This window comes from Actinoplanes sp. URMC 104 (assembly GCF_051386375.1).
GTDB lineage: Bacteria > Actinomycetota > Actinomycetes > Mycobacteriales > Micromonosporaceae > Actinoplanes.
The window spans coordinates 596,939-620,885 of record NZ_JBPQTO010000012.1 but is presented as its reverse complement, the minus strand read 5'-3'; the positions used below and the strand labels follow the sequence as shown (position 1 = coordinate 620,885).

At 72.0% G+C, this 23,947-nt stretch carries 19 protein-coding genes; 11 read left to right on the top strand and 8 right to left on the bottom strand.

Annotated elements, in window-relative coordinates; translation table 11 throughout:
• The 4 genes from ACSNN8_RS41765 to ACSNN8_RS41750 all read right to left on the bottom strand — a co-directional run.
• A partial coding sequence (locus ACSNN8_RS41765; RefSeq protein ID WP_436656727.1) for a PAS domain-containing protein occupies window positions 1-752 on the bottom strand: 752 nt, incomplete at its 3' end.
• A 97-nt stretch (window positions 753-849) separates the two neighbouring features.
• On the bottom strand, window positions 850-1,296 hold the full coding sequence (locus ACSNN8_RS41760) for a response regulator (protein WP_436656726.1): 447 nt from the start codon (window positions 1,294-1,296) through the stop codon (window positions 850-852).
• Between the two features lie 110 nt (window positions 1,297-1,406).
• The gene (locus tag ACSNN8_RS41755; RefSeq protein WP_436656724.1) at window positions 1,407-2,330 is read right to left on the bottom strand and encodes a siderophore-interacting protein; all 924 of its coding nucleotides are present in this window, start codon (window positions 2,328-2,330) and stop codon (window positions 1,407-1,409) included.
• A gap of 76 nt (window positions 2,331-2,406) precedes the next feature.
• A complete protein-coding gene (locus ACSNN8_RS41750; RefSeq protein WP_436656722.1) occupies window positions 2,407-4,131 on the bottom strand; it encodes an AAA family ATPase in 1,725 nt (574 codons plus the stop codon).
• Between the two features lie 237 nt (window positions 4,132-4,368).
• Here ACSNN8_RS41750 and ACSNN8_RS41745 point away from each other — a divergent pair, with 237 nt between their 5' ends.
• Both ACSNN8_RS41745 and ACSNN8_RS41740 read left to right on the top strand, forming a co-directional pair.
• Complete coding sequence (locus ACSNN8_RS41745) at window positions 4,369-7,269, top strand: glycoside hydrolase family 3 C-terminal domain-containing protein (protein ID WP_436656720.1); 2,901 nt, start codon at window positions 4,369-4,371, stop codon at window positions 7,267-7,269.
• Between the two features lie 1,661 nt (window positions 7,270-8,930).
• A complete protein-coding gene (locus ACSNN8_RS41740) occupies window positions 8,931-9,941 on the top strand; it encodes a LacI family DNA-binding transcriptional regulator (RefSeq protein WP_436656718.1) in 1,011 nt (336 codons plus the stop codon).
• Here ACSNN8_RS41740 and ACSNN8_RS41735 read toward each other — a convergent pair.
• Window positions 9,938-10,348, bottom strand: a complete 411-nt coding sequence (locus tag ACSNN8_RS41735; RefSeq protein WP_436656716.1) for a VOC family protein — start codon at window positions 10,346-10,348, stop codon at window positions 9,938-9,940. The two genes, ACSNN8_RS41740 and ACSNN8_RS41735, sit on opposite strands and share 4 nt — an antisense overlap.
• Window positions 10,349-10,358: 10 nt before the next feature.
• Window positions 10,359-10,802: a helix-turn-helix transcriptional regulator gene (locus ACSNN8_RS41730; protein ID WP_436656714.1), complete on the bottom strand. Its 444-nt coding sequence runs from the start codon at window positions 10,800-10,802 to the stop codon at window positions 10,359-10,361.
• Between the two features lie 65 nt (window positions 10,803-10,867).
• On the opposite strand from ACSNN8_RS41730, the gene helR reads away from it, so the two are divergent.
• Window positions 10,868-13,009 carry an RNA polymerase recycling motor ATPase HelR gene (gene helR / locus ACSNN8_RS41725; protein ID WP_436656712.1) on the top strand — a complete coding sequence of 714 codons (2,142 nt, stop codon included), beginning with the start codon at window positions 10,868-10,870 and terminating at the stop codon, window positions 13,007-13,009.
• On the opposite strand, the gene ACSNN8_RS41720 is transcribed toward helR, so the two are convergent.
• Window positions 12,999-13,445: a DUF4362 domain-containing protein gene (locus ACSNN8_RS41720; RefSeq protein ID WP_436656710.1), complete on the bottom strand. Its 447-nt coding sequence runs from the start codon at window positions 13,443-13,445 to the stop codon at window positions 12,999-13,001. The genes helR and ACSNN8_RS41720 overlap by 11 nt on opposite strands.
• Window positions 13,446-13,751: 306 nt before the next feature.
• Between ACSNN8_RS41720 and ACSNN8_RS41715 the strand changes: the two genes are divergently transcribed.
• From ACSNN8_RS41715 to ACSNN8_RS41680, 8 genes are all read left to right on the top strand, one after another.
• Window positions 13,752-15,068, top strand: a complete 1,317-nt coding sequence (locus tag ACSNN8_RS41715; protein ID WP_436656708.1) for an ABC transporter substrate-binding protein — start codon at window positions 13,752-13,754, stop codon at window positions 15,066-15,068.
• 58 nt (window positions 15,069-15,126) lie between these two features.
• Entirely contained in the window at window positions 15,127-16,017 is an 891-nt protein-coding gene (locus tag ACSNN8_RS41710) for a carbohydrate ABC transporter permease (RefSeq protein WP_436656706.1), read from the top strand.
• Complete coding sequence (locus ACSNN8_RS41705) at window positions 16,014-16,898, top strand: carbohydrate ABC transporter permease (RefSeq protein ID WP_436656704.1); 885 nt, start codon at window positions 16,014-16,016, stop codon at window positions 16,896-16,898. Before ACSNN8_RS41710 ends, ACSNN8_RS41705 begins: the two co-directional genes overlap by 4 nt.
• Before the next feature lie 9 nt (window positions 16,899-16,907).
• Window positions 16,908-19,178: an alpha-xylosidase gene (gene yicI, locus ACSNN8_RS41700; protein WP_436656702.1), complete on the top strand. Its 2,271-nt coding sequence runs from the start codon at window positions 16,908-16,910 to the stop codon at window positions 19,176-19,178.
• 69 nt (window positions 19,179-19,247) lie between these two features.
• Window positions 19,248-20,264: a carbohydrate kinase family protein gene (locus tag ACSNN8_RS41695; RefSeq protein ID WP_436656700.1), complete on the top strand. Its 1,017-nt coding sequence runs from the start codon at window positions 19,248-19,250 to the stop codon at window positions 20,262-20,264.
• Window positions 20,254-21,576: a 6-phospho-beta-glucosidase gene (locus ACSNN8_RS41690; protein ID WP_436656698.1), complete on the top strand. Its 1,323-nt coding sequence runs from the start codon at window positions 20,254-20,256 to the stop codon at window positions 21,574-21,576. The genes ACSNN8_RS41695 and ACSNN8_RS41690 overlap by 11 nt, the downstream gene beginning before the upstream one ends.
• 167 nt (window positions 21,577-21,743) lie before the next feature.
• A complete protein-coding gene (locus ACSNN8_RS41685; protein ID WP_436656697.1) occupies window positions 21,744-22,160 on the top strand; it encodes a YciI family protein in 417 nt (138 codons plus the stop codon).
• A 4-nt stretch (window positions 22,161-22,164) separates the two neighbouring features.
• On the top strand, window positions 22,165-23,412 hold the full coding sequence (locus ACSNN8_RS41680) for an RNA polymerase sigma factor (protein WP_436656696.1): 1,248 nt from the start codon (window positions 22,165-22,167) through the stop codon (window positions 23,410-23,412).
• Here the strand turns inward: ACSNN8_RS41680 and ACSNN8_RS41675 are convergent.
• Window positions 23,383-23,871 carry a CGNR zinc finger domain-containing protein gene (locus ACSNN8_RS41675; RefSeq protein ID WP_436656695.1) on the bottom strand — a complete coding sequence of 163 codons (489 nt, stop codon included), beginning with the start codon at window positions 23,869-23,871 and terminating at the stop codon, window positions 23,383-23,385. The genes ACSNN8_RS41680 and ACSNN8_RS41675 overlap by 30 nt on opposite strands.
• Window positions 23,872-23,947: the final 76 nt, after the last annotated feature.

Here is a 23,947-nt window from a genome sequence, read left to right as displayed (position 1 = left end):
GTCGTTTCCGGGCGCGGAGCGGTCACTTGGGCAGGGTCAGGCAGACCGTCGTGCCGCCGCCGGGGTACGCGCGGTCGGCGGTCACGTCGTTCATGACGATCACGGCGCCCAGCGTGCGGCCGGCGTCGTCGACGATGCGACCGCCGGTGCAGTCCAGCTGCACCATCGGGCGGCCGGGGGACCGTACGGCCATCTCGACGTTTCGCACCCCGGCCCTCCTTGAGGGCGCGCAGCAGCGGCACCTCCGCGGGCTCGAGCAGGCGGCGGCCCTCGGCGTCGAACAGCCCGTAGTGGCCGGGCAGCTCGACGGCGTCGAGCGACGCGTCGGCCTCGAGCCCGTGCCAGTCGCGGACGGCGCGGTTGAGGAGCGTGACGTGGCCTTCGGCGTCGGCGACGACCACGCCGGTGTTGATCGTCTCGAGGATCGTGGTCATGAACTGTTGGCGGTGCTGCGCCTCGACGGCGAGCCGTTCGGTGAGGCGGGCCTGCCGGCGCCGCTCGAACAGGGCCACCAGCACGTCGGGCAGGTCGATCAGGCGGTCGGCCTGGTCGTCGGTGAGCTCCTTGACCTTGCCGTCGAAGACGTAGAGCGTCCCCAGCGCGTACCCGTCGGGGGCGATCAACGGCGCGGACGCGTAGAAGCGGACATTGGCCAGCCTGCCGGTCACCCACGGGTTGTCGCGGTAGAGCGGGGGCTCGGTCGCGTCGGGCACGTGGACGAAACGGCGGGCGCGGAACTGGATGGCGCACATCGAGTCGGTGCGTGCCGAGTCGCCACCCTCGAAGCCGTGCGTGGTGAGCTGGCACTGCCTTCGGTCGTCGATCAGGGTGGTTCTCTGTATGGGACGTCTAGTCCAGGTCCAGCCCGACCGCTGGGGACTCGGGATGCAGGAGCGTGCTGTTGTGCTGGGCCAGCACCGAGCGCAGCATGCCCGCGAGCTGGTCGGCGGTGAACGGCTTCGCGATGAAGGGCGCCCCGCGCTTGATGATGCCGCGGCGGATCGCGATCTCCTGCGGCATGCCCGAGACGTAGACGGTCTCCATGCCGGGGCGCACCGCGGCCGCGGACCGGGCCAGCTCGCCGCCCGACACCCCGGGCAGGCCCAGGTCGGTCAGCAGCACGTCGATCTTGCCCTCATGCACCCGGCACGTGGTGATGGCGGAGACCGCGTCGGTCGCGACGAGCACCTGGAAGCCGCGCAGCTCGAGCATCTGCGAGGTCATGTCCCGCAGGTCCTCGTCGTCCTCCACCAGCAGGACGACCGGCCCCTGCTGGGGCGCCGAGGTGTTCCACATCGCCTCTCCCCCTCCGGCGTCGGTGAAGCCGCGATCGCGCGCGGGCGTGGCCTCACGGAAAACGCTAGGCGAGATGCTGCCCCACCGGGGGAATTCGGCGGAAACGGGGACTAGTTGCCCTCGGCGCGCCCCAGGCGCCAGTAGCCCATGAACGCCACCAGCCGGCGGTCGACCCCGCACCCGCCGACCAGGTGCCGGCGCAACGTCTTGATCATCGCTGCCTCGCCGGCCAGCCACGCGTAGAAGCGGCTGACGTCGGTGACCTCCTCGGGCACCTCCCAGAGGATGTCGTGGTCGACGTCCACGTCCTCCAGCTCGACCGCCGGGCCGGTCTGCTCGTCGCCGAGGATGCGCCGGGCCGCGGCGCGCACGGCCGGCACGAGCTTGGAGCCGTGCGCGGCGCCCTCCCGGGCCAGCCAGGTGACCCGGACGCCCGCGGGCGCGACCAGCCGCAGCGCGTCGCCGGCCGCGGGCACCTCGATCAGCGCCTCGCCGCGCGCGTCGGCGGGCAGGCGCTCGAGGATCGAGGCGATGGCCGGCGCCGCGGTCTCGTCGCCGCCCAGCAGCAGGCAGTCGGTGTGCACCGGCGGGTGGAAGTCGATGCCCCCGTGCGGTCCCTCGAAGAGAGCGTTCGGACCCATGAGGTACGCCTCGGCGCCCGGCCGTGCCTCGGCGGCGAATCGGGAGGCGGGGCCGTCGATGCCGTGCAGCACCATGTCGATGTCGACCTCGCGCAGCTGCGGGCGGACCGCGCGCACCGTGTAGGTGCGGATCGGGTTGCGCAGGCCCTCGGGCAGCGCGCGCCACTGCTCGTACCAGTCGGGTCCGGTCGGCAGGTGGGCCATGCCGGCGCCGGGCAGCGGCGGGATCAGCTTGATCCGCTGGTCGAAGCCGTTGTCGGCGAAGTGGTGCAGGTCGTCGCCGGTGAACGTGACGCGGACGAAGTGCGGGCTCAGCCGCCGCACCGCGCGCACCTCGGTGGCGAAGAACCGCCAGGGCAGCGTGGCCGCGGCCGGTTCGGCGAGCTGGGTCACGGGAGGCCTCCTGGACTGACGACCGGCGCTTAAGTTGGCTAACCTAACCTGCCGGCCGTCGGGGGCACCACCCGGGTCACTTGTCGGCGGACGCCTCCTGCGCCGCCTCGGCTTCGGCGGCCACCTTGGCCTGCACCCGCGCCTCCGCCTCCGCCTTCGCGGCGGCCGACGCGTAGACCCGCGGCTTCGGGATCGCCGCCTTGGCGGTGATGGGGCGCGCCGGCTTGGGCTTGGTCTCCGCCATCGCCGGCGCCGCCGCCGCCGGCTCCGGCTCCGGCTTCGGCGCAGCGGAGGACGAAGGCGCGGCCGGGGCCGGTGAGGACGGCGCGGCCGGCGATGTCGGAGCGGCGGAGGGGGCCGCCGGCGCGATCGGGGCCGGTGACTGCGGCGCGGAGGCCGGCGGCGCGGGCGCCGCGAAGTCGCCCGGGCCGTCCAGCACGGCGAACCGGTCGACCGGTTCGGCCGCCGCTCCGGAGGTGTACGCCGGGGCGGGAGCACGGCCCGCCAGGGTGCGCGGCACCAGGCCGCCCTCGCGCTCGGGCACCCCGATCAGCACCGCGGCCACGCGGCCGGGGGCGACCTGGGTCAGCTCCGAGGCGACCCGCACGGCGCCGGCCCGGTCGGTGCGGCGGTAGTCGGTCACCAGCAGCACCTGGTCACTCTGCGCGGCCAGGCCGATCGCGTCGGCGACGTCGAGCAGCGCGGGGGAGTCGAGCACCACGACGTCGCACTGCTGCTTGAGCTCGTGCAGCAGCCCGGCGAGACCGCCGGCCAGCAGGTCGGACGCGCCGTCGCGGTCGGCGCCCACGGCCAGCACCCGCAGGTTCACGATCGCCCCGGCCGCGAGCGTCTCGGCGAGCTTGTAATCGCCGGCGAGCACGTTGGTCAGCCCGCGGTCGCGGGACAGGTCGAACATCAGGTGCAGCGCGGGGCGGCGGACGTCGGTGTCGACCAGCACCACCCGGCGGCCGGACTGGGCCAGCGCGACCGCGAGGTTGGCCGCCGTGGTGCTGCGGCCCTCCCGGTCGAGGCCGCCCGCCACCAGCACCGTGGCCGGGCGCTCCAGCCGCGGGTCGAGGCGCGCACGCAGGTAGCGGTAGGCCTCGGCGTCGACCGAGTCGGGCGAGCGCAGCATCACGGGCAGCGGGGCGCCCGGACCCCGCGACCGGCGCGCCCGCGGGATCGTCGCGAGCACCGGGACGCCGGTCGCCCGCTCGAAGTGGTCGCGCCCGCGCAGGCGGTCGCGGCGGCGTGCGTGCCAGAGCGCGGTGAGCAGGCCGATCAGCAGGCCCGCGAGCGCGCCGGCGGGCAGGGTGACCCAGAGCGGGGTGCGGTGGCCCTGCGCCTCCCCGGCCGGCGAGACCAGCGACGCGGCGATGCCGTACTGGTTGATGCTGGAGTTGCGGTAGCCCACGTACTCGGCGGCGACGGCCTGCGCGCGCTGCTGGGCGACCCGGGCGACCGGGTTGCTGTACGTGACCGTGATGGCGGCGCCGCCGTCGGGGACCACGTCGACGTCCAGGCCGTCGGCGAGCGTCCCGGGGCTGATGCCGAGGTCCTTGGCGACTTCGCCCAGCACCGTGCCGGAGCGGGCGATCTCACGCTCGGTGGCCGCGTTGGCCGGCACGGCGGTGCCGGACGCGCGCAGGCGGGGGCTGACCACGGCGGTCGCGGTGGACCGGTAGTCGACGGGCTCGAGGCGGCTCACCCCGTACGCCGCGAAGGTGAGCACGAGGGTGACCAGGATGATCCACCACCCGTACCCCCGTAGGAGCCGCACAGGTCTGCCGTTCGTGGTCATGCCGGGTCCGCCCTCCCGCTATGCCGCTGATCAGCAGCCTACGGCGCGTCGGAGGCGAGCCGCCAGCCCGGTGATCTGTCGGCTACCCGCGCGGCGGGCCGCCCGGCCGCGGGTAGCCGTGGTGGCAGGGGCGGCGTCCTGGACAGGCGATTGACCGGGATCTATGGTGAGCGGTACCGCCGAACATCGAAGCGCTTCGACGAACACCCGCGCTCCACCCGATGAGGAGAACCGCCCATGCGAAGGCGTTTCCTGGCGGTGCTCGCCGCCGGGCTGCTGGCCGCTCCGGTCGTCCCCGCCGCGGCGCACGCCGAGCAGTCCTATCCGTTCCGCGACCCGTCCCTGCCGCTGCAGACCCGCGTCGACGACCTGGTCGGCCGGCTCACGCTCGACGAGAAGGTCGCGATGCTGCACCAGTACCAGCCGGCCGTCCCCCGGCTGGGCGTCGGCTTCTTCAAGACCGGCACCGAGGCGCTGCACGGCGTCGCCTGGTCCACCGACATCGACAACGGCGGGGCCGTGGTCACCGCCGACGGCACCTCGTTCCCGCAGGCGGTCGGCCTGGCCAGCACGTGGGATCCGGCCCTGATCAAAAAGGTCGGCTCGGCGGTCGGCGACGAGGCGCGCGGCTTCCACGCGAAGCAGCCGCGCGTCTTCGGCCTCAACCTGTGGGCGCCGGTCGTCAACCTGCTGCGCGATCCCCGGTGGGGGCGCAACGAGGAGGGCTACTCCGAGGACCCGCACCTGACCGGGGCGATCTCCACCGCGTACGGCGAAGGTCTGCAAGGACCCGACCCGGACCACCTGAAGACCGCGCCCACGCTGAAGCACTACCTGGCCTACAACAACGAGACCCGGCGCGACACCACCTCGTCGAACGTGCCGCCGCGGGTCCTCAACGAGTACGACCGGCAGGCTTTCAAGCCCGCACTCACCGCGAACGCCGCCACCGGCGTGATGGCGTCGTACAACCTGGTCAACGGGCGGCCGGCCACCGTGGACCCCGACCACGCGGGGCTGCTGCGCGAGTGGTCGGACTACCCGCTGTTCAACGTCAGCGACGCGTGGGCGCCGACCAACCTCACCGGCTCGCAGGCGTACTTCGCCACCCAGGCCGAGGCGGACGCGGCCCTGCTCAAGGCCGGGCTGGACAGCTTCACGGTCAACGACACCGACAGCGCCCCCACCATCGCCGCGGTCAAGGAGGCGCTCGCCCGGGGGCTGCTCGCCGAGAGCGACGTCGACCGGGCGGTCGGGCACGCGCTCAGCGTCCGGTTCCGGCTCGGCGAGTTCGATCCGGACGGCGGCCCGTACGCGGGAATCGGACCCTCGGTCATCGACACGCCCGCGCACCGCAAGCTCGCGCGGGAGGCGGCCGGTGACGCGATGGTGCTGCTGGAGAACTCGCGGACGCTGCCGCTGCGGCCCGGCGGCAAGGTCGCCGTGGTGGGGCCGCTCGCGGACACGCTCTACACCGACTGGTACGGCGGCAAGCTCCCGTGCCAGGTGACCGCCGCCGACGGCATCGCCGAGCGCGCGTCCACAGTGGTCCGCGGCTCGGGCGCCGACCGGATCGCGCTGCGGCAGGTCTCCACCGGGCAGTACCTGACCGCCAACGGCACCGAGGCGTCCGTCTCGGTCACCGCCGCCACGGCCGGCGAGGCCGCGCAGTTCGACAGCGTCGACTGGGGGCAGGGCGTGCTGACGCTGCGCAACGTCGCCACCGGCCGCTACCTCGGCTCGTCCAACGGCGCCTTCGTGACCCGCGACGAGCAGCCGGGCGGCTGGTTCGTCCAGCAGCAGTTCAGGATCGAGCCGCAGGCCGACGGCAGCGTCGTGCTGCGCTACGCCGGATACGAGACCACCGAGAGCTGGTTCGGTCCCAACACGTACGTGACGGTGGGTGCCGACGGCAGGCTCACGCTGGGCTCACCCGACGCGGCGGGCGCCACCCGCTTCAGCCGCGAGGTGCTGCGCAGCGGCATCGACGAGGCGGTCACCGCCGCCAAGTCGGCCGACACGGCGGTCGTCGTGGTCGGCAGCCAGCCGATGATCAACGGCCGCGAGGCGCACGACCGTACGTCGATCGCTCTGGGTTCGGGACAGGAGGCGCTGGTCGAGGCCGTGCTGAAGGCCAACCCGCGCACGGTCGTGGTGCTGCAGACCAGCTATCCGGTGACGATGAAGGCCAAGGCGCCCGCGGTCGTCTGGACCACCCACGCCGGAGCGGAGACCGGGCACGCGATCGCCGACGTGCTGTACGGCGACCGCAACCCCGCCGGCCGGCTGACGCAGACGTGGCCGCGCTCGGAGTCGCAGCTGCCGCCCGACCTCAACGAGTACGACATCATCACGTCGAAGCAGACCTACCTGTACAGCCGCGCTACGCCGCTGTACCCGTTCGGCTACGGCAAGTCGTACACGACCTTCAAATACGGCCCCCTGCGCGTACGCGACGGCGCCGTGACCGTCACGGTCACCAACACCGGCAAGCGCGCCGGCGACGAGGTCGTGCAGCTCTACACGCATCAGCGCACCTCCCACGACGCGACCGCCGTCAAGCAGCTACGGGCGTTCTCCCGGGTGGCGCTCGCGGCCGGACAGACCAGAACCGTCACGCTGCCGCTGCGCCCCGCCGACCTGGCGCGGTGGGACCAGACCCGCGAACGCTGGATCGTGGAGACGTCCGACTACGACATCCTCGTCGGGGCCTCCTCCGCGGACATCCGGCAGCGCGCCGTGCTGCGGGTCAAGGGCGAGACCGTTCCCGCCCGCGACCTGTCCGTGCCCACGCGTGCCACGACCTTCGACGCGTACGCCGGGGTTCGCCTGCTGGACGAGACCAAGGCCGCCGGAACCGTCGTCGGCTCCACCGCCGCCGGGCAGTGGGTCGCCTACCGCGACGCCCAGCTGCGCGGATCTTTCACGGCGCGGGTCGCTTCCGTGGGCGGCGGGACGATCGAGGTGCGGCTCGGCTCACCGCGCGGGCGTCTGCTCGGGACGGCGTCCGTTCCTGCCACGGGGGACGTCTATGCGTACGCGGACGCCCGCGCGACGCTGGCCCGGACCAGCGGGCGCCAGGACGTGTACCTGGTTCTGAGCGCGGGGGTTCGGCTTGCGTCTTTTGCCGTGAAGTAGTGGATCGCTGCCCGGCCCTTTTTCGGGGCCGGGCGGCGTCATGGTCGGAAGTGCGCCGGGTCGTATGGTCGCTCGCCAACGGTGCAGTGGTAGCAGTGTTCCGTCGTGTCATCCGATTTGTACCAGTCGTGGTTGCCGCAGTCGTGGTTGCCCTTGCCGGCGACGCCTCGATCGATGAGGAACCACGGGAGGTGGGGGCGGAGCCTGGTGCGCCAGCGGTAGCGGCCCCGGCTGGAAGAAACCATGGTCGGAAGCTAGTGGGGGATCGTCCGGAAGGCATAGCGGATTTCGCCGGATGTGGGGGAGTCGCCGCGGCTCGGGTGTGGGCGTTGCGGTCGACGTCCTAACTCGGTTTCGTCCGGCCGACCGCTGGAATGCGGGGTTGTGCCGGACCGTCGGCCGGTTGTGCACGGCCGTGGCCGGAATGCCGGGCGATGCCGGACGATCGGCCGGTTGTGCAGGGACGCGGCTGGAATGCGGGTGCTGCCGGGACCGTCGGCCGGTTGTGCACGGGCGCGGCTGGAATGCGGGGGTGGTACCGGACCGTCGGTCGGCTGGGCACGGTTGTGGCTGGAGTGCGGGGTCGTGCCGGACCGTCGGTCGGCTGGGGACGGTTGTGGCTGGAGTGCGGGGTCGTGCTGGACCGTCGGCCGGCTGGGGACGGTTGTGGCTGGAGTGCGGGGTCGTGCCGGACCGTCGGTCGGCTGGGCGCGGTTGTGGCTGGAGTGCGGGGTCGTGCCGGACCGTCGGTCGGCTGGGCACGGTTGTGGCTGGAGTGCGGGGTCGTGCTGGACCGTCGGCCGGCTGAGCACGGTTGTGGCTGGAATTCGGGGTTGTGCCGGACGGTCGGCCGGGTAGGGACCCTGCGGTCCGATCGCGACGCCGGGCGTCTCGGTTGCGGGCCGACTGTGCACAGCCCTTGCGCCAATGCCGTCGCGGTGCTCGAGCGCTCTGTGGACAACTGACCGTCCGCGTCTTGACGGAGCGTAAGGTCGTCCCCATTCCCGGGTGGGTGGGGGCTTGGGATGGTAAACGGTAGGGGTGACATGACGCGACCGAACGGAGAGTGATGGCGGCGTCCGGCGGGCATGCCGGCAAGTGCCGTCGGAGCGCGTGAGCCGAGCATCCGTGCGGTGGCCGCTGTGGCGTGACCCGCCGCGCCTTGGCCGTGCGACTTGCAAAGCCATGCGCGCCCGTAAGCGGACGACGCGCGCCAGGGGACGACGCCCGCACGGTCATCCGCGCGCAAGGGGACGACGCGCGCACAGGCCCGCGCGCGCAAGCGGACGAAGCTCGCACACCCCCGCGCGCAAGCGGACGACGCGCGCACAGCTGTCGCAGCCGGGCGGCCGGACCGGGCCGTCGAAGCCCGCGCAGCCGCCCGCGTCAGCAAGCGACGCGCGCACAGCCGTCGCAGCCGGGCGGCCGAAGCGGGCCATCGACGCCCGCACAGCCGCCCGCGCCAGGCGAACGACGCACGCCCAGCCGTCGCCGCCGCACGGACGGACCAGGCGATCGACGGCCGCACAGCCCACCGCCGCGCGAGGGCCGGACCAAGGCATCGGGGTCGGCGAGGGACCGCGTGTCAGGTTTTGATCATGGTGGTCAGTAGGATCCGCTCGAAGGGCGCATGCTGGAGCGCAACGGTGGGGGAGGCGCGGATGGCGACGATCAACGACGTCGCGCGGGCTGCGGGCGTCTCGCCGAGCACGGTGTCGTACGTGCTCAGCGGCCGCCGGCCGATCTCGGCCCGGACGCGGGAGCGGGTGCAGGCGGCGATCGCGGAGCTGGGCTTCCACCCGCACGCGGGGGCGCGGGCGCTGGCCAGCAGCAGGACGAGCGTGCTGGCGCTGGTGGTGCCGCTGCGCGTGGACGTCAACGTGCCGGTCATCATGCAGTTCGCTACCGCGGTGGTCACGGCGTCGCGCACGCACAACCACGATGTGCTGCTGCTGACCAAGGACGAGGGCACGGCGGGGCTGGAGCGGGTCGCGCACAGCACCATGGTCGACGCGCTGATCGTGATGGATGTGGAACGCGACGACGTACGGCTTCCGGCCCTGCGCACCCTCAAGCAGCCGTCGGTGCTGATCGGGCTGCCGGAGGACCCGGGCGGCATCGTCTGCGTCGACCTGGACTTCGAGGCAGCGGCGGCCGAGACGCTGCGGCACCTGTCGTGGCACGGGCACCGCAGGATCGCCCTGGTGGGGCCGTCCCCGGCGGTCTACCGACGTGGCACGACGTACGCCGAAAGGTTCCTGACCGGGTTCACCGAGAGCTCGGCCGCCCTGGGCCTGGAGACGATGGCGCACCCGTGCGAACCGGACCGGGCGGGCGTGCGAGCCTGCTTGGCGGACATCGACACGCAGCTTCCGGGCGTGACGGCGCTGGTGGTGCACAACGAGGAGGCGCTGCGCCTGGTCCTCGAGGAGCTGCAGGCGACCGGGCGGCGCGTGCCCGCGGACATCTCGGTGGTGGCCGTGTGCCCGCGGGACGTCGCCCTCAACATGCCGTTGCCGCTGACGTCGGTGGACATCCCCGCGCACGACGTCGGCGCCCTGGCGGTGGAGACGGCCATGCGGCTGCTCGACGGGCGGTCGACCGAGCCCGTACGCCTGCTGCCGCCGACGCTGGTCGAGCGGGACAGCTGCGCCCCGCCCGTGCGGAGCTAGTTCGCCTGGTTGATGCGCACCATGTTGCCGGCGGGGTCGCGGAACGCGCAGTCCCGCAGGCCGTACGGCTGGTCGATGGGCTCCTGGACCACGTCGCCGCCGTTCTTCTGCACCTGCTCGAACGTCTCGTCGACGTTCGGGGTGCTCAGCACGATGCTCGCGTAGCTGCCCTTGGCCATCAGCTCGGCGATCGTGCGCTTCTCCTGGTCGGTGAGGCCCGGGTCGGCCGCGGGCGGGTGCAGCACGATCGAGGTCTGCGGCTGCCCGGGCGGCCCGACGGTGATCCAGCGCATGTCGCCGTAGCCGACGTCGAGGCGGACCTCGAAGCCCATGGTGTCGCGCCAGAACGCCAGGGACTTCTCGGGGTTGTCGGCGGGAAGGAATGCGTTCGCGATGGTGAGGTTCATGCCTTCGACGCTAGAAGGCCCGGCTGCCGCTCGCTTCTCGATTCCTGACCGGTCTGGTGGCCACCTTGACGACACAGCCCGGCAGACCGGCGACCTGCTGCTGCTCGGCGGTGAGCCGGCGGTAGGCGCTGGGGGACATGCCGACCAGCTCGGAGAAGCGGGTGCTGAACGTGCCCAGCGACGAACAGCCCACGGCGAAGCACACGTCGGTCACCGACAGGTCGCCGCGGCGCAGCAGGGCCATGGCGCGCTCGATGCGGCGGGTCATCAGATAGCTGTACGGCGACTCGCCGAACGCGGCCCGGAACTCACGGCTCAGATGGCAGGCGGAGAGGTTCACCCCGCGCGCCAGGGCCTCGACGTCGAGCGGCTGCGCGTAGTCGCGATCGATGCGGTCGCGGACACGGCGCAGCGACCGGAGATCCCTGAGCCGCTGTTCCTGTTTGTCCGCCACTTTCACCGTATATCACAAGTGGGCTCTTGCCGCAAGACCCGGGTGGCGGTCGAGAATCGCTTCTCGTGGACGCCTTCAACCTGCCCGACAACCTCGCCGCCAAGGCCGACCCGGCGCTGATCGCCGCCGACGAGAAGCACTTCGCCGCCATCGCCACGAGCCTGCGCAGGACCGTGGCCGACCTGACCGGACGCCTCGACGTCGTGCGCAAGGCGCCCGCGGGCAAGGGCCGCCAGGCCGTGGACCGCGACGAGGAGGTGCAGCGGCTGACCTCGCGGCTACGGGCGCTGCGCCGCTACAGCCTGGACATCTGCCTCGGGCGCATGGCAGGCGCGGACGGGCGGGAGCCGGTGTACGTCGGGAGGTTCGGGCTGACCGACACCGACGGCCGGCGGCTGCTGGTCGACTGGCGCTCCCCGGCGGCCGAGCCGTTCTTCGGGGCCACCCACGCCGACCCGATGGGGCTGGTGAGCCGCCGCCGGTACCGGTGGACGGGCGGGCGGGTCACCGACTACTGGGACGAGGTGTTCACCGCGGACGGGCTCGAGGGGCACGCCGCGCTGGACGACCAGTCCGCGTTCATCGCGAGCCTGGGCGGCACCCGGTCGCCGCGGATGCGCGACGTGCTCGGCACCATCCAGGCCGACCAGGACGCCATCATCCGCGCGGGATCGAGCGGCGCGCTCGTGGTCGACGGCGGCCCGGGCACCGGCAAGACCGTGGTCGCCCTGCACCGTACGGCGTATCTGCTCTACTCCGACCCGCGACTCGGGCACCGCCGCGGCGGTGTGCTGTTCGTCGGCCCGCACGAGCCGTACCTGGCGTACGTCTCGGACGTGCTGCCCAGCCTCGGCGAGGACGACGTGCAGACCTGCATGCTGCGCGACCTGGTTCCCGAGGGTGCGGCCGCGAGCGACGAGACCGACCCGGTCGTGGCGCGGCTCAAGGCGTCCGCCGGGCTGGTGCGGGCCGTCGAGGCGGCGGTGCGCTTCTACGAGGAGCCGCCGGCCCGGGGCATGGTCGTGACGACCGACGACGCCGAGCTGAGGCTCACCGCCGCGGACTGGGCCGAGGCGTTCGAGGTGCTCGGGCCCGGCACCCCGCACAACGAGGGGCGCGACGAGGTCTGGGAGGAGCTGCTGGAGATCCTGGTGCAGAAGTACGACGGCGACGAGCCCGAGGAGCTGCTGCGCCGCTCGCTCGTGCGCAACCGCGACCTCGCCACGGCGTTCCACCGGGCGTGGCCGATCCTCGAACCCGCCGACGTCATCGCCGATCTCTGGTCGGTCCCGGCGTACCTGCGCAGGTGCGCGCCCTGGCTGAGCGCCGACGAGATCCGCGCGCTGCAGCGCCACGACCCGCGGGCGTGGACCGTCGCGGATCTGCCGCTGCTGGACGCGGCGCGGCGCCGGATCGGTGACCCGTCCACGTCCCGGCTACGCCGCCGCCGCGAGGCCGCGGTCGCCGCCCAGCGCACGGGCATGGCGCGGGTCATCGACGACCTGCTCGCCTCGCACGAGTTCGACGACGGCCAGGGCCTGATGCCGATGCTGGTCCAGCCCGACCTGCACGAGGTGCTCGTCGACGAGGCCGCGCTGGACGGCGCGACCCCCGACCGGCTGGCCGGGCCGTTCGCGCACGTCGTGGTCGACGAGGCGCAGGAGCTGACCGACGCTGAGTGGCAGATGATCCTGGCGCGCTGCCCGGCGCGCAGCTTCACGATCGTCGGCGACCGGGCGCAGGCGCGGCACGGCTTCACCGAGTCGTGGCAGGAGCGGCTCACCCGGGTGGGCATCGAGCGGATCCGGCAGGCCTCGCTGACGATCAATTACCGTACGCCGTCGGAGGTCATGGCCGAGGCCGCGCCGGTCATCAGGGCCGCGCTGCCCGACGCCAACGTGCCCGTGTCCATTCGCGACGGTGGCATTCCCGTACGGCACGGGTCCGTCGCGGAGCTCGAGGCGATCGTCGGTGAGTGGCTGGAGCGGTCCGCCTCCGGCGAGGGCGTCGCGTGTGTCATCGGCGACCCGTCGTTCGCCGCGCGGCCGCGGGTGCGGTCGCTGACGCCCACGCTCGCCAAAGGACTGGAGTTCGACCTGGTGGTGCTCGTCGACCCGCAGTCGTTCGGCGACGGGATCGAGGGCGCGGTCGACCGCTACGTCGCGATGACCCGGGCGACGCAGCAGCTGGTGATCCTCACTTCGTGACCGGGGTGAGCGGGGTGCACCGTTCGAAGTCGATGCCGTGCTCGCCGGCGGACGGCCCCCAGCAGGTTTGCCGGTAGAGGGCCGGGGTGCTGTAGCCGTCCTGGCGGTGGTCGACGAGCACCTGGGTACGCCCGCCGGCACCCGCGGTGTAGGTGATCGGGATCGGCTGGCCCTCGACCGTCGGCCGGGTGACCTTCAGCCGTGCCGGGCGGCCCGCCGCCACCGCGTCGACGAAGCACCGGGCCGCCGAGTCCGCGAGGTCCTCGCCCTGGCCGAGCACGAACGTGCCGCAGTCGACCGTGGCTTGACCGCGGGTGACCGTCGTGCCGGGCGCCGCGGTGCCGCCACTCGGACGCGCGGCCCGTGCCTCGCCGCCCGGCGAGTCACAGGCGGTCACGAGGAGCAGCAGCGGTACGAGGGCGGGCATGCGCTTCATCGGGCACCTTTCGCGGAGTTGCGCCTTGGACGCGCCGCTGCCTGCATCGGTTGCAGCCGGGAGGCAGGCGAAGCCTAGCCTCCTAGGATGCCTACCGGGCGTGGCTGGGGTCGTCGGGAAAGCGGCCGGTCACGGTCTTGGAAATGTCCTTGTCACACCGTTGACATGTGTGGGCGGCGGAGCCTAGCGTCCTCCCAAAGTCCCGCGTCGAAGCGCTTCGACAGGCGGTCGGTTCCGCGGCAGAAGCCGAGACGGCCGCGCATTGTCGAAGCGCTTCGACGGACCCCTCCCGGAGGACGAACAGACATGATTCGATCGCGAGCCGGCCTCGCCGCCGGTGCACTCTTGATGGCCACCTCGCTCGCCCTCACCGCCTGCGGGGGCGGCGGCGACGACGGAGGCTCGCAGGAGGGCGCCGACGCGAAGACCCTCACCCTGTGGCACTACGAGGGCCCGACCAGCGCGATGGGCATCGCCTGGAACAAGGCCATCGAGATGTTCAAGACCGCGCACCCGGGCGTCGAGGTGAAGTTCGAGGAGAAGGGCTTCGAGCAGATCCAGCAGAACGCCCAGATGATCCTCAACTCCGACAGCGCGCCGGACATCATGGAGTACAACAAGGGCAACGCCACCGCCGGGCTGCTGAGCAAGCAGGGCCTGCTCACCGACCTGACCGAGGAGTCGGGCAAGCGCGGCTGGGACAAGGCGCTCAGCGCCAGCCTGCAGACGACCACGAAGTACGACGACGACGGCATCATGGGCTCGGGCAAGACGTACGGCATCCCGAACTACGGCGAGTACGTCGAGGTCTTCTACAACAAGGACCTGTTCAAGAAGTACAACCTGCAGGTCCCGACCACCCTCGACGAGTTCACCAAGGTGATGGACACGTTCGTCCAGAACAAGGTCACCCCGCTGGCGGTCGGCGGCGCGGAGTACCCGGCCCAGCAGATCCTCTACTCGCTGGCGCTGTCCAAGGCCGACCGCGCGTGGGTGGACGACTACCAGCTCTACAAGAACAAGGTCGACTTCAAGGGCCCGCAGCTCAAGTACGGCGCGGACACGTTCAAGCAGTGGGTCGACAAGGGCTACATCGCCAAGAGCTCGGCCGGCATCAAGGCCGAGGACATGGGCGTCTCGTTCTCGCAGGGCAAGTTCCCGATCATGATTTCGGGCAGCTGGTGGTACGGCCGGTTCGTCAAGGAGATCAAGAACTTCGAGTGGGGCACGTTCCTGTTCCCCGGCAACAAGCTGCACCCGGGCTCGAGCGGCAACCTGTGGGTCGTGCCGGAGAAGAGCAAGGCCAAGGCGTTGGCGTACGACTTCATCGACATCACCATGAAGCCGGAGATCCAGGCGCTGCTGGGCAACAACGGCGGCGTCCCCGTCGCGGCCGACCCGGCGCAGATCACCGACCCGAAGAACAAGGAACTGATCGAGAACTTCAACAAGATCTCGTCGGAGGACGGGCTCGCGTTCTACCCGGACTGGCCGGCCCCCGGCTACTACGACGTGATGGTCGCCGGCACGCAGAGCCTGATCAACGGCTCGAAGACGCCCGACCAGGTGCTCGACGAGCTCGCCAAGCCGTACAACGAGAACCTCGCCGACCTCGGCAAGTGACCCCGGACGCGGACGGGGGCTCGCAGGGCCCCCGTCCGCGTGCAGAAAGAGGGAAAGCATGAGGCGCAAGGGGTACGGGGTCTTCCTGATCCCGGGTGTGCTGCTCTCGCTGCTCGTGATCGTCGTGCCGCTGGTGATGACCGTCTACACGAGCTTCACCAAGTGGAACGGGGTCGGCGAGCAGCGCTGGATCGGCTTCGACAACTACACCCGGCTCTTCGAGGACTCGCTTTTCTGGTCGTCGTTCGGCAACATCCTGCTGCTGATCCTGGCGATGGCCGTGGTGCCGACGCTGCTGGGGCTGTTCCTGGCCGCGCTGCTGTTCGACTACGTGGCCAAGAAGTTCAGCGACCGGTGGGCGTCGCTGTTCCGGTCGGGGTTCTATCTGCCGCAGGTGATCCCGGTGGCGGTCACCGGCATCGTGTGGGGCTGGATTCTGCACCCGGAGTACGGCGCGCTCAACAGCATCCTCGGCAAGATCGGGCTGGGCGGGCTGGCGCACAACTGGCTCGGTGAGCCCGGCTCGGCGCTCTACAGCGTCATGGGCATCATGATCTGGGTCCAGCTGGGCTATCCGATCGTCATGTTCATGGCCGGCCTGCAGCGGGTCGACCCCGAGCTGTACGAGGCGGCCGACCTCGACGGGGCGAGCTGGTGGCAGCGGTTCCGCAAAATCACGGTCTACCTGATCCGGCCCGAGTTCTACGTCGTGCTGGTGACGACCACGATCGCCGCGCTCAAGATCTTCGGCCCGATCTTCGTGCTGACCGGCGGCGGCCCGAGCAACGCCACGCTGGTGCCGTCGTACTTCGCGTACAAGAACTTCTTCGAGAAGGCCCAGGTCGGGTACGGCTCGGCGATCTCCACGGTGCTGACCGTGCTCATCGTCGTGCTGTCGTTCGTGTTCCTGCGCCTGCAGAACCGCGCCGAGAACGGGAGGGTCCGATGACCGTCACCGCGGCTCCGGCCACCACGACGAAAGCAGCCCCGCCGGTCAAGGCGGCCAAGCGCAGCAACCCGGTGCGCTTCGTCATCCTTGCCGCGCTGCTGGCGTTGCTGCTGATCGTCATCGCACCGCTGCTGATCATCACGATCAACGCGGTGAAGAGCCCGGCCGACTACGCGAGCGGCGGCCCGCTGTCGCTGCCGCTGCACCTGTACTGGGACGGCATCGTCGACTTCTGGAACCGGGTGAGCTTCGGCGAGAAGCTGTGGAACAGCTTCATCACGAGCCTGCTCGTGGCCGTGCTCGGCGTGCTGCTGTCGATCCTCAACGCGTACGCCCTGGGCATCGGCAAGGTCAAGGGCCGGCTCTGGTTCCTCGTGTTCTTCCTGGTGGCGAACCTGCTGCCGCAGGAGGTGCTGGTCTACCCGCTGTACTTCCTGTCCAAGCAGGTGCACCTGTACGACAGCCTGATCTCGATCGTCATCATCTTCACGGTCATCCAGGCGGCGTTCGGGACGTACCTGCTGACCTCGGTCTACCAGGAGTTCCCCACCGAGCTGCTGGACGCCGCCGACGTCGACGGCGCCGGCAGGTGGCGCACGCTGTGGAGCGTCGTCATCCCGGTCAGCCGCCCCACCCTCGGCGTGCTGTTCACGTTCTTCTTCATCTGGACCTGGAACGAGTTCTTCCTGCCGCTGGTCTTCCTGGTCTCCAACGAGAACCAGACCGTGCCGGTGGCCCTCGGGGTGCTGCAGGGCGACCGGCTGATGGACGCCACCATGACCAGCGCCTCGGGGCTGATCGGCATCCTTCCGGCGATGATCTTCTTCCTCGTCTTCCAGCGCACGCTCACCCGCGGCATCACTGCCGGCGCCATCAAGTAAGGGATGCCCATGAAGTTCACCGACGGGTACTGGCTCAAGCGCAAGGGCCTCACGGTCCTGCATCCGTCCCAGCTGCGCGACACCCAGGCGGACGAGAAGAGCCTGACCGCGTACGCCGCCACGAAGCCGGTGCGCAGCCGGTCGGACACCCTGGACACGCCGCTGGTCACGATCCGGGTCGAGGCGCCGGCGCCGGACGTGCTGCGGGTGACGCTCGGGCACTTCCTGGGCGGCGTGCCCAAGGGCCCGAACTTCGCGATCACCGGCGAGGAGCACGAGGTGACCGTCACGGGCACGTCGCTGACCTCGGGCCGGCTCACGGCCCGGTTCAGAGCCTCCGAGGCGGCTTCGCCGCAGAACCCGGGCAATGGGGGAGGCGAACATTGGGGGCTGGACTTCGAGGCGGAGGGCCGGCGGCTCACCGGCACCGGCTGGCGCGGCATGGGCATCGTGGACACCGCCGACGGCGAGCACTACGTGCACGAGCAGCTCGACCTGGGCGTCGGGGAGGCCGTGTACGGGCTGGGGGAGCGGTTCGGCCCGTTCGTCAAGAACGGCCAGAGCGTCGACATCTGGAACGAGGACGGCGGCACCAGCAGCGAGCTGGCGTACAAGAACGTGCCGTTCTACCTGACCAACCGCGGGTACGGCGTGCTGGTCGACCACCCGGGCAAGGTGTCGTTCGAGGTCGCCAGCGAGATGGTGTCGCGCACGCAGTTCAGCGTGGCCGGGCAGACCCTTTCGTACCTGGTCATCTACGGACCCACTCCCGCCGAGGTGCTGCGCAGGTACACCGCGCTGACCGGCCGGCCCGCGCTGCCGCCGGCCTGGTCGTTCGGGCTGTGGCTGACGACGAGCTTCACCACGCCGTACGACGAGGAGACCGTCACGTCGTTCGTGGACGGGATGGCCGAGCGGGACCTGCCGCTGAGCGTGTTCCACTTCGACACGTTCTGGATGCGCGAGTTCCACTGGTGCGACTTCGAGTGGGACCCGGCGATCTTCCCGGACCCGCCGGGCATGCTCAAGCGGCTGCACGACCGCGGCCTGCGGACGTGCCTGTGGATCAACCCGTACATCGCGCAGCGGTCGGCGATGTTCGCCGAGGGCCTCGCGAACGGCTACCTGGTGCGCAAGGCCGACGGCGACGTGTGGCAGTGGGACCGCTGGCAGGCCGGGATGGCGCTGGTCGACTTCACCAACCCGGACGCGCGGGCCTGGTACGCCGGCAAGCTCGCGGCGCTGGTCGAGATGGGGGTGGACGCGTTCAAGTCGGACTTCGGCGAGCGGATCCCGACCGACGTGGTCTGGCACGACGGCTCCGACCCCGAGCGGATGCACAACTACTACACGCAGCTCTACAACCAGGTCGTCTTCGACGTGCTCCGCGAGCACCGAGGCGAGGGCGAGGCGGTGCTGTTCGCGCGGTCGGCGACCGTGGGCGGCCAGCAGTTCCCGGTGCACTGGGGCGGCGACAACTCCGCGACGTACGAGTCGATGGCCGAGAGCCTGCGCGGCGGGCTGTCGCTGATGAGCTCGGGCTTCGGGTTCTGGAGCCACGACATCGGCGGGTTCGAGGGCCGTCCCGACCCGGCCGTGTTCAAGCGGTGGATCGCGTTCGGGCTGCTGTCGTCACACAGCCGGCTGCACGGCAACCACTCGTACCGGGTGCCGTGGCTGTTCGACGAGGAGTCGGTCGAGGTGCTGCGCTCGTTCACGCACCTCAAGTACAGCCTCATGCCGTACCTGTTCGAAGCCGCCCGGCAGGCCCACGAGCAGGGGCTGCCCGTGATGCGCCCGATGATCGTCGGTTTCCCGGACGACCCGGGCGTGACGCACCTGGACCGGCAGTACCTGCTGGGCGGCGACCTGCTCGTCGCGCCGGTGTTCAGCGAGGGCGGCGAGGTCGGCTACTACGTGCCCGCCGGCCGGTGGACCCGGTTCCGGACGGGAGAGGTCGTCGAGGGCCCGGGCTGGGTGCACGAGACCCACGGCTTCGGCAGCGTGCCGCTGCTGGCCCGTCCCGGCGCGGTGATCCCGGTCGGCAACCGCACCGACCGGCCCGACTACGACTACGCCGACGGCGTGACGCTGCGCGTGTTCGAGCCGGCCGAGGGCAGCACGGTCGTCCGGGCCGGCGACAGCACGTTCACGGTGACCCGCGACGGCACGGCGATCCGCGTCGAGCGCGACGGCGCCGAGCTGCCGTGGCGGGTGGAGATCGCCGGGGGCCCCTCCGCCTCGCTGGCCGCGACGGACGCGGTCTGGGTCGCGGACTGACCCGACGATCGGTGGGGTCGCGCCCACACCGCGGCCCCACCGCCTGTGACCTCGCATAGGATCTTAAGGATGACCCCGGCACTGGACCTGTTCGTCCCAGGCGTCGTGTACCTCGACATCATCTTCACCGGTCTGGAAGGCCTTCCCGAACCCGGCACCGAGGTTTGGGCCTCCGGCATGGGCTCGTGCCCCGGCGGCATCGCGAACCTGGCCGTGGCGGCCGCGCGCCTCGGGCTGCACACCGGTCTGGGCACCGCGCTGGCCACCGACGCGTACGGCGACTTCTGCGCGCAGATCCTGTGCGAGCAGGAGGGCATCAACCTCGACGCATCGCGCCGCATCGACGGGCACTCGCCGGTCACGGTGTCGCTCGCGTACGACCGGGACCGCAGCATGATCACCCACGGGCACCCGCTGCCGGTGGGCGCCGACGGGCTCGTCGGTTCGCTGCCCTCGTGCCGGGCGGCATCGGTCTCGCTGACCAAGGACCGGCTTCCCTGGGTACGGCAGGCGTCGCAGGCGGGGACGCTGGTGTTCGCGGACGTCGGCTGGGACGCGAGCGCCGAGTGGCCCGCCGAGGTGCTCGACATGCTCGAGGACTGCCACGCGTTCGTGCCCAACGCGGTGGAGGCGATGCAGTACACCCGCACCAGCACCCCCGAGCAGGCGCTGCGCCGGCTCGCCGGGCTGGCCCCGGTCGTGGTCGTGACCTGCGGCGGCGACGGGGTGCTCGCGCACGACGCCCGCACCGGCGAGACCGTGCACGTGCCCGCCGTGCCGGTGCCCGCCCTCGACCCGACCGGCGCCGGCGACGTCTTCACCGCCGGGTTCATCCTCGGCACCCTGCGCGACTGGCCGCTGCGGCAGAGCCTCGCGTTCGCCAACCTGATCGCCGCGCTGTCGGTGCAGCACTTCGGCGGGTCGCTGTCGGCGCCCGGCTGGGGCGACATCGCGGACTGGTGGCGCCAGTCGGCCCCGTCGGAGGCGTACAGCTTCCTCGACGACGTCATCCCCACCGTCGAGCAGCGCACCGTGCGGCGCGCGGGAGCGACGATCGCCCGGCTGTCGGACGCCCATGTCTCGTAGGCGGCTGGTGATCCTCGGCGGCGGCGGGTTCCGGGTGCCGCTCGTGCACGGCGCCCTGCTCGGCGCGGACTCGCCCGTCGACGAGGTGGTGCTGCACGACGTCGACGCCGCCCGGCTGTCCGCGATCGTCCGGGTGCTGCGGGCCCAGGCCGACCGGGTCGCGCACGCCCCGCGCCTGGAGGCGACGACCGACCTGACCGAGGCGCTGACCGGCGCGGACTTCGTGTTCAGCGCGATCCGCGTGCACGGGCTCGAGGGCCGTGTGATCGACGAGCGGGTCGCCCTGGCCGAGGGCGTGCTCGGGCAGGAGACGGTCGGCGCGGGCGGCATCGCGTACGGCCTGCGGACCGTGCCCGTCGCCCGGGCGATCGCGCGCCGGATCAGCCTGGTGGCGCCCGACGCCTGGGTCATCAACTTCACCAACCCGGCCGGCCTGGTCACCGAGGCGATGGCGGCCTTCCTCGGCGACCGCGTGATCGGCATCTGCGACTCGCCGTCCGCCCTGGCCCGGCGCGTGACCCGGGCGCTGGGCGCGCCGTCCGCCGAGGTCGAGTACGCCGGGCTCAACCACCTCGGCTGGCTCACCGCCGTCCGGGTCGACGGCCGTGACCTGCTCCCTTCGCTCCTGGCGGACCCGGCGCGACTGGCCACCTTCGAGGAGGGACGGCTGTTCGGGGCTCAGCGGCTGCGTTCGCTCGGCGCGGTGCCCAACGAGTACCTGCACTACTACTACGACCACGACGCCGTCCTGCAGTCCGCGCTCGCCGCCGAGCAGACCCGCGGCGAATACCTCGTGCGGCAGCAACACGAGTGCTACGCCCGGCTGGTCGCCCCCGGCGGCGATCCGCTCGCCGCGTGGGAGGCCGCGCTCGGCCGGCGCAACGCCACCTACATGGCCCAGGAGGGTCTCGGCGAGCGCGACGCCGAGGACGTCGAGGGCGGCGGGTACGAGGCCGTGGCGCTCGCTCTGATGTCGGCGATCGCCCGGGACCGGCCCGCGACGCTGATCCTCAACGTCCGCAACCGCGGCACGCTCGCCGACCTCGACGACGACGCGGTGGTGGAGGTGCCCTGCGTGGTCGACGGGTCCGGGGTGCGGGCACTGCCCGCCCGGCTGTTCCCGCCCGGGGTGGGTCTGGTGCAGCGGGTCAAGGCCACCGACCGCGCCGTGCTGGAGGCGGCCGCCACGGGCGCACGCGCGGTCGCCGTGCGCGCCTTCGCGTCGCACCCGCTGATCGACTCGGTGCCGGCCGCCCGCCGGCTGATCACCGCGTACCAGCAGCGGCTGCCCGAGCTCGCCTACCTGACCTGACCCTCGGCGCGTCACCGGTCGTTCCGGGCCCGCGCGAAGGCGGTGATCGCGCCGGCGGAAAAAGTTGTGGCGGGCGTGTCGAGTGGGCCGGTCGCCGATCGACGCGTCTGCGGGATGCGGGAGAGAACGCGTCCGCGAAGAGGACACCTGGGCTCAAGGAGACGGCGATGCGATTCATGGTGATCACGAAGGCCACGGCGGACAGCGAGGCCGGCCGGCCGCCGGCGACCGAGGACTTCGACACGATGGGGAAGTTCATCGAGGAGATGATGGACGCCGGTGTGTTGCTGGCCGCGGACGGGCTGCACCCGAGCAGCCAGGGGGCGCGGATCCACTTCGACGGCGGGAAGCGGACCGTGGTGGACGGGCCGTTCACCGAGACCAAGGAGCTGATCGCCGGGTTCTTCCTGGTCGAGATGAAGTCGATGGCGGAGTGCGTGGAGTGGTTCAAGCGCTACCCGATGGCCGACGGGGGTGACCTCGAGATCCGGCGGGTCATCCAGGCGGAGGACTTCGCGGACGTGATGACCGGCGAGCAGCGGGCGGCCGTGCAGCGGCGCGACGAGGGCGCCAGGTACAACTGACCAGGTGAGCACCGAGACCCACCGCGCGATCGAGACGGTCTGGCGCATCGAGGCGCCCCGGCTGATCGCGGGGCTGGCCGGCCTCGTCCGGGATGTGGGCGTGGCCGAGGAGCTGGCGCAGGACGCCCTGGTCGCGGCGCTGGAGCAGTGGCCGGGCGAGGGCGTGCCGCGCAACCCGGGCGCGTGGCTGATGACCACCGCGAAGCGCCGGGCCGTCGACCGGATCCGGCGCGACGAGACGTACCGGCGCAAGCTGGAGGAGGTCGGCCGCGGCCTCGCCGAGCACGTGCCGGACGTCGCGGCGCTGGTCGCCGAGGACGACGGCATCGGCGACGACCGGCTGCGGCTGGTGTTCGTGGCGTGCCATCCGGTGCTGTCGGCCGAGGCGCGCGTGGCGCTGACCCTGCGGCTGCTCGGCGGGCTGACCACCGGCGAGATCGCCCGGGCGTTCCTGGTGCCGGAGCCGACCGTGGCGCAACGGATCTCGCGGGCCAAGAAGGCGCTGGCCGCCGCGCGGGTGCCGTTCGAGGTGCCGCGGGGCGACGAGCTGGCGGCCCGGCTCTCCTCGGTGCTCGAGGTCGTCTACCTGATCTTCAACGAGGGTTACTCGGCCACCGCGGGCGACGACTGGATGCGTCCGCAGCTGTGCGCGGACGCGCTGCGGCTGGGCCGGGTGCTGGCCCGGCTGACGCCGCGCGAGCCCGAGGTGCACGGCCTGGTGGCGCTCATGGAGATCCAGGCCTCGCGGGCGGGCGCGCGCACCGGGCCGGGCGGCGAGCCGATCCTGCTGGCCGATCAGAACCGGGCCCGCTGGGACCGGCTGCTGATCCGGCGCGGCCTGGCGGCGCTGGAGCGGGCCGAGGCGCTGGGCGGCGCGGGGCCGTACGTGCTGCAGGCGGCCATCGCGGCCTGCCACGCGCGGGCCTGGCGCTTCGAGGACACCGACTGGCGGCGCATCGCCGGGCTCTACGAGCGGCTGGCCGAGGCGATGCCGTCCCCGGTGGTCGAGCTCAACCGGGCGGTGGCGGTGTCGATGGCGTTCGGGCCCGAGGCGGGGCTGGCGCTGCTCGACCAGCTGACCGCGTTGCCGGCCCTGCGGAACTACCACCTGCTGCCCAGCGTCCGCGGTGACCTGCTGTCCCGGCTGGGGCGCACGGACGAGGCGCGCGCGGAGTTCGAGCGGGCGGCGTCGCTGACCCGCAACGAGCGGGAGCGGACCCTGCTAGTCAGCCGGGCCGCCGCCTGCGGGTAGCCGCTGCGCGGCCCTGCGGCGGCGGAAGGCGGCGGCGCGGGCCCGGTTCTGGCAGGTGAGGCAGCAGAAGCGGCGCTTGCCGGCGGGGGAGGCGTCCACATAGACGTCCGCGCACTGGTCGTCGGCGCAGACGCCCAGGCGGCCCGGATGCTCGGCGAGGTGGTGGCGCAGCGTCAGCGCGGCCGCGGCGCGGGGCGCCTCGGCAGGCTCCGCAACGGTCCACGCCTCGGTCAGGTCCAGGCCTAGCGTCGGCCGTACGTCGGTGGCCCGCAGCAACGCGGTGACCAGCGTCGCGCGGGTGGCCGCGTCGGGGGCGGCGAAGACCGGGTGCAGCTCGTCGGCCAGGACGGTCGAGGCGGCGCCCGGGCGGGGAGCGCGACCGTCCACCCGGCACGGCAGGGTGCCCCACTCGTTGACCAGGGTCACGAGCTCGTCGATCGGCATCGGGTCCACGTGCACACGGACAGCGTAACGCCATGAGTGCGGTTTACGCGTTGCGAACCGCGGGCACTCCTCGTAACGTCATGAATGAACT